This window comes from Paenibacillus ihumii, from assembly GCF_001403875.1.
In the GTDB taxonomy this organism is placed as follows: domain Bacteria; phylum Bacillota; class Bacilli; order Paenibacillales; family Paenibacillaceae; genus Fontibacillus; species Fontibacillus ihumii.
The window spans coordinates 2,410,458-2,422,736 of record NZ_LN884299.1 but is presented as its reverse complement, the minus strand read 5'-3'; the positions used below and the strand labels follow the sequence as shown (position 1 = coordinate 2,422,736).

Here is a 12,279-nt window from a genome sequence, read left to right as displayed (position 1 = left end):
AAGGCTCTTGAGATTGGAGGAATATAATGAGATTCGAACTCCGGTTGAGAACAGCGTGGCAGGTTCTCTTGCTGGCCATAATAGTTGCCCTGACGGCAAGCTTTTCGGCTGGGGCGCCAGCGGCTGCAAGCGGACAAGGCCCTGAAAAGGAATGGGAGCGCGATTACAGCGGCACCGGCATGAAAATTTTCGATATTTATGAGACGGATCAAGGCTATACGATAATCGGAACGAAAGATAGAAAGCAGGCGTTTCTGGCGAGGCTGGATCCAGGGGGAAATACGGTCTGGGAGAAGACGCTCGATCTCAGAACGGCTGATGACAATGAAGTCATTATCACAGCCGGGCATTATACGGTTGACGGAGGATACCTTCTTGGAGGCACAGTGCCGGGATATGACTCCTGTTACTATATAGCAAGGACGGATGGGGAAGGCGTCATTCTATGGGAGAAGGAGGAATTCAGCCGCGATTACGTGGATTTCAACGACATCCGGGAGAGTGGTGATGGCGGTGTTATTTATGCCTATAACTCGGGACGGTCTCTCAGCTATATCGTTAAGCTCGGAACCTCGGGAGAATTCCAATGGCGCAATGAGCTGTACATGACGAAATACGATCCGAATGCATCCGTAGAAACCGTTCGCCCTACGGCTGATGGAGGCTATATCGCCGGAGCTTTCCGCAGCGGCAGCTTTATATTGTGGAAGCTGGATGCTATGGGGAATTCCTTATGGACCAACTATTATGGCGACGGGATCGGGTGGGTCGCACCAGCCCCGAATAACGGGCTGGCGATTGTCAACTATGAACGCTGGAGCAATCAGTCCGTACTAATCTTAATCGATTCGAAGGGTCAGCAGCAGAGCAAGGGGCTCGGCATCAACGGTACGGCAAGATCGATTGAAGCTTCCCGGGCTGGCGGCTATTTGATCGGACTTTCCAATGCGGTCATCGCCTGCGATTCGCAGGGGAACGTGGTCTGGAGGAAGCCGGTAAGTCAATTGAACAAGGCGCTGCCGACGAAGGACGGCGGAGCGGCATATATTTCTTCTTATGAAAAGGTGGTTAAGCTTCAAGGCCTCAGCCTCTAACTGAACACCGCTTATGAATATCTGGCTTACGGGTACAGTCATACATTCTTATCCCCTGGGAGGCGAGAACTTATGAGCAAAGCTTGTGTATATTTAAATCGAAGGATATTCATTGGGCTGATGGCCATCGTATTGGCATGGTGCCTGCCAGCGGGGCAGACAGCAGCTTCTCAAGCGGCGGGGAAGCTGGAATGGGAACGGGATTTCGGGGCCGATATAGAACTCATCGTGAGCGCGATGCCCCAGACTGATCAGCAGCCGATCATAGAATGGAGCCATAAGTATAGCGGCTACTATAGAATTTTTCATCTGCATGAAACGGACAGCGGTTACAATTTGGCAGGGGTAGCTTTAAAGGACGCGGTGAATTTATCGAAGGTAGATGCCGGAGGCCGGCTTGAAAGCAGCAGAACATTTTACCTAACCGGTGACAACGGCAAGCGCGTTACGATCACCTCGGCGGCCCCTACCCGGGCTGGCGGGTTCATTCTCAGCGGAACTTATCCGGAGTTTTATTACTTTGACTCGATTTCCTACGCGGCCAAAATAAATGCTGCCGGGGAGCTGGAGTGGAGTAAGTCCTTTGAGAGGGATATTGAATATGCAGAGCTATATGACATTAAGGAGGATACCGCTGGAAACTTTATTTATTCCCTGGTCCAGTCAGGCGAGCCGATGCATATGATGGTGGGTCAACTGGATGCGAACGGCCAGGAGGTTTGGGAAACAACATTGAAGTCCGGCACCTTCCTTGAACTTTGGAATATGGATTCGTTATTGATTGAGCAATCCGGGGAAGAAGAATATACCGTGTTTGCATCCAATCGAAGCAAGCTGGATATTTATAAGCTGACCGGGGCGGGTGAAGTGGCTTGGCACAGGAGTTATGACGGCTTTAAGCCTTCTGTAGGGACATCGATCGGCCATGGTGGGTATGCGATCGTTTCCTCTGAGTATTATACCGACACCGTGCTGACGCTGTTAGACTCGTCGGGGGAAACGGTAAATACACAAAATTATGGTGTCCAGGGCAAACCTCTTTCCATAGAGAAAATGGAGGATGGCGGTTTTCTTATAGGAACGGTAAGGGGAGTGATCAAGACGGATGGGGAAGGCAATCTTCAGTGGGCAAAAACGGATGTCCAGTGGGTCAATGGGGCTGTGCCTACTCGCGAAGGCGGGGCGATACTTCTCACGGAAACCGGCAGCATGATCAAGCTGATAGCGCTGCCCCAGCCCGAAAAGATCAGATCCCTAGCTTATGACTCCGAGAGCTATAGCTTGAGTATTGGCCAGACACTGGATACGGTCATAACGGCTGTGTATGGCAACGGGGAGATTCGGGACGTCAGCGGACAAGTGGATTATGCTTCGGCCGATCCTGAGATTGCATCGATCGATTCGGCTGGAAACATTACCGGGCTGCGTCATGGTGTGACGACGATAACTGCAGAGACTGCCGGAGTGAGGGCAAGCGCTACCGTATATGTTTATGGATCAGCACCAGCAGCCCGGCTGCAGCTGGATTCCAGCGAATACAGCCTGACCGTGGGCCAGACGCTGGATTTGACAGTGATCTACAGCCGAGGGGATCAACATAGGGACGTTACCCGAGACGCCTTGTTGACGGTCTCTGTTCCTGACATCATCACTATAGATGCCGAAGGGAATATAACGGGATTTGGAAAAGGGCGTACGGTGATCACGGCGACTTATGAAGGAATTGAAGCGACGGCGGTAGTTGACGTCTACTAACGAAAACAGAGGCTCCACGTTTTAATAAAACGGAGCTGCTTCCCCTCAACCCTTGGAGTGAAGACGGCGCTGCAGCAGGGAATCCGTGAAGATATACAGATACACCCAAAGAAGCAGGACGGGATATGAGCTCCGTCCTCTCTGTGGGTGTATATTTTTTTTGCTCTTGCAAAGTAAGGGGGCATCCCCGTCGTAGTACCTGCTAGATTCCTGCTTCCTATTTGCCGCCGGATTCGTCGTTATCGACAAACGCAACGGGCTTGGCCACCCATTCCTCAGCCTGCGGCTCAATATCCTTGCCGCTTTCGATTTTTTTCTTCTCGGCTAAAGAATCGCCTTGCTCATCCAGTTTGTTACGGACTTGATCTTCGGATCGTTGGTTCATCATAGAAGCCTCCTTCTTTAGGCAAAGTTGATTCTGTCCCTATCTATAGTTACCCTTTGCACTGTATTACAAACATGATCTTCTTTGAACTTTAAAATTTAAAAATCGATTACGTGCTACGGTAAAGCTTTGAGAGACTGAATCAACAGCTCCATAAATTGCTTCGCACTAATCGATAACGACATGTCCCGGCGCGTCGCCACTGCAATGGAGCGCAGGGGAATCGGTTCGGCGATTTGCAGCTCGAACAGCGTTCCGGCGTGCAGTTCCGGGATAGCGAAGGAGCGGGCGACGAAGGCGGCCCCATAGCCGCGTTTGGCGAATTCGATCAGCATATCCAGGCTGCCCAGCTCAATGTCGACCTGGACATCGACTCCCAGGGCATGAAGCCATTTCTCGACGAAATGACGCGTGCTGCTGTCTTTGGAGAACAAGAGCAGGGGGATTTGATGGAGCTCGCTTGCTTTAAGCGGCTTTGCGGAAAAGTGACGATAGGCTGATCCGACGACAAAAATATACTGCTGTGAAATAAGATGATGAGAGACAAGCCTCTCATCGTTCAGCGGCAAATGGACGAGCCCGATATCGATTTTCCCCTCCAGCAGCTGGTGCTGAATATCGCTGCTCTTGCCTTGGGACAAGCGGATTCTGACCTCGGGATATTCACCGTGAAATTGATCCAGCGCCGGCAGGAGAAGATGCTTGATCATTGGTCCGCTTGCGCCGACGCGAAGCTCGCCGCTGGATAATGTTCGGAGATTGGCGATCTTCTGCTCGCCGGCGTGAAGCAAGGCGAAGGATTGCTCTACGTATTCGAGCAATGCCTGTCCTTCCGGCGTTAATTTCACTCCTTTGGAGAGGCGATCGAACAGTTTGACCTGGAGATGGGATTCGAGCTGCTTGATCGCATAGCTGACGGACGGCTGAGTGATGTGCAGCTGCTGGGCCGCCCTGGTCAAATTGCCGAGGCGTGCGGTATGCAGAAAAATGCGATATAGCTCGATATTGACTTGGTTTAAGGGAATCTGTTCCATCTATTATCACCCCGTCATATGGATGTCCTTAGTTTGTGAATATTAACATTGTAATTAGTTGATATAAATATTGTCTATATCAACTCAGTGAAATTTCGATTTCATTTATATCAATGAACAAATTATAATGAGAGATATAAGAAGCTGTCAACCTAGAAGAATGAGGGAGAGATCGATATGGCAGGAAACACATTCGGAGAAGTGTTCAAAATCACGACGTTCGGAGAATCTCACGGGGCGGCTGTCGGTGTGATTGTAGATGGAGTTACACCGGGAGTAGAGCTGACCGAGGCTTACATTCAGGCTCAGATGGATCGCCGCAAGCCGGGGCAATCCTCGGTGACTACGCCGCGCAAAGAGTACGACATCATTAGCATTAAATCCGGCATGTTTGAAGGGAAGACTACGGGAACGCCGCTGTTCATTATGCTGGAAAACAAAGATATGCGGCCGGAGGCGTACAGCGACATTCAAAATGCTTTTCGTCCGGGACATGCCGATTATACCTATTTGCAAAAATACGGAATCCGCGATCACCGCGGCAGCGGCAGAGCTTCAGGCAGAGAGACGGCGGGCAGAGTGGCTGCCGGCGCAGTCGCCCGCAGGCTGCTGGAGCTTCGCGGCGTTCAAGTGGTAGCTTATACGAAGGAGCTCGGCGGAATTCGCTGCGAGACCTTTAATGAAGAAATCATCGAGCAGAATGCGGTACGGGCCTGTGATCCGGATGCCGCCGTGCGGATGATTGAACGGGTAGAGCAGCTTGCAGCCGCGGGAGACAGCTGCGGCGGCGTTGTAGAGTGCCGAATCCGCGGCGTAAAGGCAGGGCTGGGAGAGCCGGTCTTCGATAAGCTGGATGCAGAGCTTGCCAAGGCGATGCTCTCGATCGGTGCCGTGAAAGGGATCGAGTTTGGAGCGGGTTTTGCTGCAGCGGGCATGCTGGGCAGCGAGCATAACGACGAGATGAATGCGTCCGGATTTTTGAGCAATAATGCCGGCGGCATTCTCGGGGGGATTAGCACGGGGAATGAAATCGTCTTCCGCATCGTCGTTAAGCCAACCTCGTCGATTTCCGTTCCTCAGCAAACGATGAATATTCGAGGCGAGGAGCAGCAAATCATTACGGAAGGCCGACATGATCCATCCATTTGCCCGCGGATTATACCGGTCGTTGAAGCGATGGCCTGCCTGGTGCTTGAGGATCATTACAAGCGGCAGGCTGCCATGCTCGGCTAAATCAAGCATTTTACACCAGCTTTCTGAACCAGCTCCAGAAAGGATTTGGCTTGCGGAGGCAGGGGATCGCCGGAGCGCACGCAGCAGGAAATAACGTTGCTCGCCTTAAGGCCTTCGGCCTCGATCCGTATTAGCGAGCCGTTCTCTACGTAGGAATGCGCCTCCATGGCTGACGTCAGCGTAATCCCCAGCCCGGCAAGCGCAGCCCGAAGAGCCTCCTGGGGCCCATTTACCCGAACCGCGGGCAGCGGTTCGGGTATTTCTGCTGTCCGGCAGAGTGACAGCAGAGCCTCAAGCGTATAGCTCCCGGGTTCTCTGAGTACAAAGGGAGAGGCGAGCAGTTCGGCAGGGGCAGCGCTTTGCCCGGCAAGCGGATGCTGCGGAGAAGCTACGAACCAGAGCTCGTCTTCGTGCACAGGGATGGCGTCAACGCCGGCCGGGAGCCGCCTGCGCGAGTCGCCGATCCAGGCCATATCCGTCTCGAAACGAAGCAGCTTGTCGATCGCAAACTGCACATTGCCCGATACAAGACTGATTTCAACGCCGGCATGCCTCAGCTGATACTGCGCCAGCCATGCCGGCAGTAAATAATTTGCCGGCAAATAGGTGGCTGATATTTTCAGGCTGCCAATGATTCCCTGTTGATAGGCGCCGCACTGCTTGTCGATTTCCGCTTCCAGGGCAAACAGCCTGTCCGCCTGGGCAGCCAGCCAAATCCCCGCATCGGTCAGCACGACCTTTCTTCCTTCCGACCGCGTCAAGCGCATTTGCAATTCCCTCTCCAGCTTACGGAGCTGCATGGTGACCGCCGGTTGGCTAATCTTAAGCTCTTCAGCGGCTTTGCTTACTCCTCCAGCTTGTGAAATTTGGTGAAAAATGCGTAGTGCATGAAGGTTCATGAAATTCGTCTCCCTTATACATAAATTAAATTTATATATAACTAAATTATATATATTATTCTTATTTTCTGCTATCCGTTATGGTGTTTGTAGGATGACAAATTCACCTGTTAAGCGAAGGAGAGAATGGGATGACAAATAGCATAAATCGGGGACATATGCTGGTCTGCTTGGAATGCGGGGCCGGGATTAGCGGACATTGGCAGCTTCGCTGCCAATGCGGGGGGATATTGGAGCTGCAGCGTGATTTGAGCGGCTTGGATGGAGAACACTTAAAGCGGCTGTTTGAGCAAAGGCTGCATCTACGGGGAGATGTTCATGCCAGCGGGGTGTGGAGGTATGCGGAGCTGATCGCTCCAGAGCTTCCGGAGGCGGCCATGATCACAAGGGGTGAGGGAAACACAGGCCTGTACCGTTCCGAGGTCAGCGCCGCGTATGCAGGAATACGGGAGATCAGGCTGAAGGCACAGAGCGAGAATCCGAGCGGCTCCTTCAAGGATAACGGAATGGTCGTTGCCGTCTCCCATGGGTTGTCCTTGGGAAGAGATGTCTTCGCTTGCTCCTCTACCGGAAATACCTCGGCATCGCTCGCCATGTATTCGGCCTGGTGCGGCCGGGCTTCACTTGTTATCGCGCCGGCCAGCGATATTTCTCCGGCAAAAATCAATCAGACGATTGCATATGGCGCGCAAGTGATCCGTTTTAATGGGACATATGATGACGGGATCAGATTTTTGGAGCGTTGGGGTGATGAGCTCGGCCTCTATGTGTGCAATTCGTTGAACCCTTACCGGATCGAAGGGCAGAAGAGCATCATCTATGAGCTGGCGCAGCAGCTTGGGTGGAAGATGCCGGATTGGATCGCGATCCCTGGAGGGGCGCTTAGCAATGTTTCCGCCCTGGGCAAAGGATTGGACGATTTATGGCGGCTGGGCATGATCGATAAGCTGCCGCGCATCGCGCTTGTTCAGGCCGAAGGGGCTAGTCCGTTTCATCGAATGGTGCAGAATAACGAGCAGATGCTAATACCTGATCCGCAGCCACGGACGAGGGCCAGTGCCATGAACATCGGTAATCCGCCGAGCTGGCGCAAGGCACTGCTTGCATTGAAGCTTACCCGAGGTGTAACGGTATCGGTTAGCGATGAGGAGATAATGCGGGCTAAGCGGATTATAGACAGCAGTGGAGTCGGCTGCGAGCCGGCCTCCGCCGCAACGGTAGCCGGGCTGAAGAAGCTGCGTGCGGGTGGCGTGATCGATCCGGAGGAGACTGCGGCAGCGATCTTGACCGGGCATATCCTCAAGGATGTGGATGCGCTGGAGGAGATGTATGGAGAGGAAATGCTCCATCTGGGCGATGAGCCTTTGTCGCCGAAGAGTGTCAGGGATAAGTTGCCATAATCGTGTTGGGGATTATCCCTAAATGACTCTATTAATTGAATAAATAAATTATGAAAATATGGAAAAATATAACGAAACTTCCAGGCTATTTTTAAGTCTAACTATATAACTTGGGTTGGGAGGTGGTTTCAGTTCGAGCTTGGTCAAGGTTTAATCTATGAGATAAGACGGGAGAGAGGTGGCTTCACTATCGGTGGAAAAAGCTGGCGTGCCTTGTGAGTGGCTCCAGTGAAAGATCGGATGAACTAAATGACATTACCTCTTAGGGGAGCATCGTTCAAATTCAAAGACAGCAGCAGGCGTTTTCATCAATCCTTTATTTCATTCTAATTTATTGGAGGGAAGAAACATGAATAAACGTCTAAATCAAAAATGGTTTACTTGGCTGTTAACGGTTATGCTCCTCACCGTTCTACCAACAGGAGGGACTATCGCGGCAAGCAATGAAGCCGAATTGGAGTGGGAACGGACTTTAAGTAAGGACATTAGATTCATCGATGTGAAGCAGACGGAGGACGGATACTCCCTAATTGGTTCTCATAAACCAAGCTTTGACTTGTATTTAGCTAAGACCGATACAGAAGGTTATTTATACTGGGAGAAATTTCATGAGGCAAACTCCGAACCCGGCCGAAGATATCTTCCAGGAGCTGGAACCACTACACCGGACGGAGGATATTTAATTGGCGGCACTGTCGGAATTGGAAGGGAGCGGAACAGCCCGTTTTTTATCGAAAAATATGATACCGAAGGTAACAGTGTAGCATATATACATCTCACTGGCGGTACCTCTCCGGGTTTTTCAGATATTCGGCTCGCAAAGGATGGAGGGATACTATATGCCAATAATCTGGGGGGCTGGTTTAATATTCATGACAGAGCTTTCGCCGGCAAAGTTACGGATCAAGGAGAAACGGTATGGTCGACCAAGCTCGGCGATACATTTGCGAGTTTCGGATATCATTCCGACAGATTGATTAAATTGACGGACGGAAGCTACCTGGTGGAAGGATATAACGGTTACTATAGAAATCAATACGTATGGCGGCTCGATGCAGAGGGTCAGATCCTGGAAACACAGGAATATCAGGGGCTTATTAGCGGAGCGGCGCTTGCAACGGATGATGGAGGATACATCATTTTTGCCACGGATGCCGAGACGAATGAAGTTGTATTCCTTAAAAATACAGCCTCACACGAGACGGAGCTGTATCTCCCGCTTTCTTTTAAAGGAGAAGTGAAATCCCTTGAGGAAGCAGCGGATGGCGGTTATCTGGTAGGTACGACAGAAGGCATTTATAAGACGGATGAAAACGGAAATGTGCAATGGCAGCGAGCGTTGAGCGAATTAAGCAAGCTGGCTCCTACAACGGACGGAGGAGCTGTTGTAATTGCAGGTCAAAAGCTGCTGAAATTCAAAGGGGCGAATGAGGAAGCTCCTTTGGAAGATAGCCTGAGCTTTGACTCTAACGCTTACTCGCTGGTCGAGGGGCAGAGGCTCGATACGGTAGTGACAGCTGTGTATGGCGGAGTGAAGAGCGATGTCACCGGACAAGCTGCTTATAGCTCGGAAGATGAAACTATTGTTTCTATTGATGAGGATGGCAATCTGACAGGGCATCGTCTCGGACAAACGAAGATTCGAGCGGTATTTAACAACATTTCGGCAGAAGCCACCGTCTTTGTCGTGAGGACGTATACAGCTGTTCTGTTGGATTCTGCAGAATATAGTGTTAATATCGGCCAACCGCTGGATCTAGTCGTTTACTATCAGGAGGGCAACAAGCTTACAGACATTACGGCTGAGAGTTCTTTTGAAGTCAGTGATCCGTCTATCGCTCGAATAGAGGATGGTCACATTATCGGGTTAAAAATAGGGCGAACCGCTTTGAAGGTAACTTACAACGGCTATGAGGACACAGCGCTTCTTGATGTTTATTGATCATCCTTGATGCCATAATGAGAAAGAACCGGGGGGACCCGGTTCTTTCTCATTATATACGTATAGTTAAGCAGGTGTTGCTGATAGTGCAGAGCGATGGGCTTTTCTAGATAGATAAAGCCGTCCTCCATGGATCATTCCTGCTAATTCAACTTGTATGTGTATTTCTTATCCTTGCTGCCAAAAGGACTGTGGTTCTCGAATTGCAGAGAGCCATCCGGAGCCTCGCCTATAAATACGAGGTTATCGCCCCAATACGGCACATCGTTCATTTCGGCATACTCGCGATCAGTTCCGCTTAAGAACTCTTGGTAGAGGAGGGTAGCCGATTGGTCCTTTAAATTGATCAAGGTCAGATGTCCGCTCAGGTTTGGCCGGACGAGCAAATAGGATGAGGCGACAGCCAGAACGGAGTGGTTCTCATCCTTCCCGGTCAGCTTGGGCAGGTCATATTGTTGGATGATGCGGCCTTGTTCGTCGATGATCGTGAGCTGCTTGCCATCGTTCAAGACAGCATTTCCTTCTTGATCCAGTACGGCATTTTTCTCATACCGTTGGAAGTAATAGGCTTTGCTTTGTTTGACAAGCTGATTGTCTTTGATCATCGCCGTATACACGTTGGTATGAACATGGGGCTCGCCATAGTTGTCCTCGACTGTAATGATATAGCTTTGCTGTCCGCCCGGCATACTGTAGGCTGTGATGTCCAAAAATTCCTTGACGTCTATGTCTAGTTGTCCAACGTGAACCGGATCCGCTTCAAAAGGATAGGCCAAATACACATCGCCCGTCTCCTTATTCAGCCAAACGGTTGTATTCACTCCGCCTCCTTTGGCATAGATAGATTGTTGAGTCAGAGATACGGTCTTCGAGGTAGCGTTCCAATCTACAATGGCTCCAATCGCTTCTGAGAAGAAGCGAACGGGGACGAAGGTGCGCCCATCTTTGATGATGGCCGGCGAATTCAGCTTCACTGTCTTTCCGTTGACCATAGCGGTTGAAGTATTCAATTTCATAGAAATTACGCGATTGGGGTACGTCATCGTCACGCTATTATCCTTCGCATTCCAGAACACGACGCTGCCAAGCAGCTCACTGATATCCCGCAAAGGCAGGTAGACGGCTCCTTTATGCATCAAAGGCGCAGAGGAAGGCGAATGTTTCTGTCCGTTGATGGTCAGCTTGATATTGGATTGTGTCTTGGCGCTGGTGGCCGCAGCCGCGGTTGCAGTAGCCGATGAACAGGCGAGAGGAACGGTGGTTAACAGGGCGGCCAGCCCGAGCATGGCTAATTTGTTTGAAACGTGTTTTGTCATGTGCATCATCATAATCTCCTGACTGTAAAAGTTTTTAATGCTCTTATATAATCTTTGGACGAAGAACATGGTAAAAAGTTGCACATCATTTTAGGTACTCATAACGGGTACTTATTATAGATACTGATTTTATAGAAGCTGTTTACAGATACTAAGTACAGGTACCGACTATAGGTACTTAATATAAGCGCTGCAATTAGCACACATTACAGATACTCACTTCCAGAAGTGTTCGTTGGCCTGATGATTGACAAAAGGTATAAGTGTAACTATACTGATTACAACAATTGTAACTAAGTTGATTACAAGTTTAATGCTGCATACTTTATAGACTCAGATGGAAGGGGCCGCAGTCATGGCACAATCGATACATCCCCAGGCAGAGATAGGCCTGGTACGTTTGAAGGTCCAACAACTGGAACGCTCGATCGCATTCTATGAAGAGGTCATCGGGCTGAAGCTATTGAAGCAAGAGGGCAATACGGCGGAGCTGACTGCTGATGGGCGGCGTACGCTGATTGTTCTGGAAGCGAACGAGAACTACCGCATCTCGGCAGGCCGTTCCTCCGGCTTGTACCATTTTGCCATTTTAGTGCCTGACAGAATATCGCTCGGACTAGCGCTGCGTAATTTGATCAAGCATAACATTGCGGTCGGACAAGGGGATCATCTTGTAAGTGAAGCGCTATATTTGAACGATCCGGATAATAACGGGATCGAAATTTATGCGGATCGGCCGCGGGATACATGGCAGCGCAGCTCCAGCGGGGAATATGTCATGACGACGGATCCCGTGGATATCGAGGGGCTGCTGCGCATTTCCGAGCAGGCACAGTGGCAGGGGCTGCCCCCAGGAACGGTGATCGGGCATGTCCATTTCCACGTCGGCGATTTGCAGCAGGCCAAGCAGTTCTACTGCGACGTGCTCGGCTTCGAGATTACCGCTCATTACGGATCAGCGGCATTGTTCATCTCCGCGGGCGGCTATCATCATCATATCGGGCTGAACACTTGGGCAGGAGTAGGCGCGCCGCCTGCGGCCGCCGATGCAACGGGTCTGGCGTATTATACCGTTGCACTACCGAATCTGCAGGCCCTTGCCGAAGTAGAGGGGCGAATCAGACAGGCGGATTTATCCTGCCAGCGTCAAGATGACGTTATTGCCTTAAGCGACCCGTTTGGCATTCATGTCCGCATTGGCTTTGAAAGATAAGAAGCATC

At 50.8% G+C, this 12,279-nt stretch carries 10 protein-coding genes; 6 read left to right on the top strand and 4 right to left on the bottom strand.

The genetic code is table 11. The features are described from left to right. Nucleotides 1-26: 26 nt before the first annotated feature. A complete protein-coding gene (locus tag BN2762_RS18005; protein WP_055108275.1) occupies nt 27-1,094 on the top strand; it encodes a hypothetical protein in 1,068 nt (355 codons plus the stop codon). Nucleotides 1,095-1,166: 72 nt separating this feature from the next. After that, nucleotides 1,167-2,849 (top strand): Ig-like domain-containing protein, encoded by a 1,683-nt coding sequence (locus tag BN2762_RS18000; RefSeq protein WP_055108274.1) that lies wholly within the window; start codon nt 1,167-1,169, stop codon nt 2,847-2,849. A 217-nt stretch (nt 2,850-3,066) separates the two neighbouring features. Here the strand turns inward: BN2762_RS18000 and BN2762_RS26970 are convergent, their stop codons facing one another. Continuing rightward, the gene (locus tag BN2762_RS26970; RefSeq protein WP_154674771.1) at nt 3,067-3,237 is read right to left on the bottom strand and encodes a hypothetical protein; all 171 of its coding nucleotides are present in this window, start codon (nt 3,235-3,237) and stop codon (nt 3,067-3,069) included. A gap of 113 nt (nt 3,238-3,350) precedes the next feature. Then, entirely contained in the window at nt 3,351-4,268 is a 918-nt protein-coding gene (locus BN2762_RS17995; protein ID WP_055108273.1) for a LysR family transcriptional regulator, read from the bottom strand. A 177-nt stretch (nt 4,269-4,445) separates the two neighbouring features. Between BN2762_RS17995 and aroC the strand changes: the two genes are divergently transcribed. Next, nucleotides 4,446-5,501 carry a chorismate synthase gene (gene aroC, locus BN2762_RS17990; RefSeq protein WP_055108272.1) on the top strand — a complete coding sequence of 352 codons (1,056 nt, stop codon included), beginning with the start codon at nt 4,446-4,448 and terminating at the stop codon, nt 5,499-5,501. Here the strand turns inward: aroC and BN2762_RS17985 are convergent. Continuing rightward, nucleotides 5,498-6,400, bottom strand: a complete 903-nt coding sequence (locus BN2762_RS17985) for a LysR family transcriptional regulator (protein WP_055108271.1) — start codon at nt 6,398-6,400, stop codon at nt 5,498-5,500. The genes aroC and BN2762_RS17985 overlap by 4 nt on opposite strands. Nucleotides 6,401-6,531: 131 nt before the next feature. Between BN2762_RS17985 and thrC the strand changes: the two genes are divergently transcribed. Next, on the top strand, nt 6,532-7,800 hold the full coding sequence (thrC, locus tag BN2762_RS17980; RefSeq protein ID WP_083485010.1) for a threonine synthase: 1,269 nt from the start codon (nt 6,532-6,534) through the stop codon (nt 7,798-7,800). Nucleotides 7,801-8,149: 349 nt separating this feature from the next. Then, entirely contained in the window at nt 8,150-9,742 is a 1,593-nt protein-coding gene (locus BN2762_RS17975; RefSeq protein WP_055108270.1) for an Ig-like domain-containing protein, read from the top strand. Nucleotides 9,743-9,885: 143 nt separating this feature from the next. Here BN2762_RS17975 and BN2762_RS17970 read toward each other — a convergent pair whose 3' ends face one another. After that, on the bottom strand, nt 9,886-11,058 hold the full coding sequence (locus tag BN2762_RS17970; RefSeq protein ID WP_222861096.1) for a copper amine oxidase N-terminal domain-containing protein: 1,173 nt from the start codon (nt 11,056-11,058) through the stop codon (nt 9,886-9,888). 355 nt (nt 11,059-11,413) lie between these two features. Between BN2762_RS17970 and BN2762_RS17965 the strand changes: the two genes are divergently transcribed. Next, complete coding sequence (locus BN2762_RS17965) at nt 11,414-12,271, top strand: VOC family protein (RefSeq protein ID WP_055108268.1); 858 nt, start codon at nt 11,414-11,416, stop codon at nt 12,269-12,271. The last annotated feature ends 8 nt before the right edge of the window (nt 12,272-12,279 follow it).

Coding starts and splice junctions, on each gene's coding strand:
- BN2762_RS18005 (WP_055108275.1), top strand. CDS start 27: ATGAGATTCGAACTCCGGTTGAGAACAGCGTGGCAGGTTCTCTTGCTG.
- BN2762_RS18000 (WP_055108274.1), top strand. CDS start 1,167: ATGAGCAAAGCTTGTGTATATTTAAATCGAAGGATATTCATTGGGCTG.
- BN2762_RS26970 (WP_154674771.1), bottom strand. CDS start 3,237: ATGATGAACCAACGATCCGAAGATCAAGTCCGTAACAAACTGGATGAG.
- BN2762_RS17995 (WP_055108273.1), bottom strand. CDS start 4,268: ATGGAACAGATTCCCTTAAACCAAGTCAATATCGAGCTATATCGCATT.
- aroC (WP_055108272.1), top strand. CDS start 4,446: ATGGCAGGAAACACATTCGGAGAAGTGTTCAAAATCACGACGTTCGGA.
- BN2762_RS17985 (WP_055108271.1), bottom strand. CDS start 6,400: ATGAACCTTCATGCACTACGCATTTTTCACCAAATTTCACAAGCTGGA.
- thrC (WP_083485010.1), top strand. CDS start 6,532: ATGACAAATAGCATAAATCGGGGACATATGCTGGTCTGCTTGGAATGC.
- BN2762_RS17975 (WP_055108270.1), top strand. CDS start 8,150: ATGAATAAACGTCTAAATCAAAAATGGTTTACTTGGCTGTTAACGGTT.
- BN2762_RS17970 (WP_222861096.1), bottom strand. CDS start 11,058: ATGACAAAACACGTTTCAAACAAATTAGCCATGCTCGGGCTGGCCGCC.
- BN2762_RS17965 (WP_055108268.1), top strand. CDS start 11,414: ATGGCACAATCGATACATCCCCAGGCAGAGATAGGCCTGGTACGTTTG.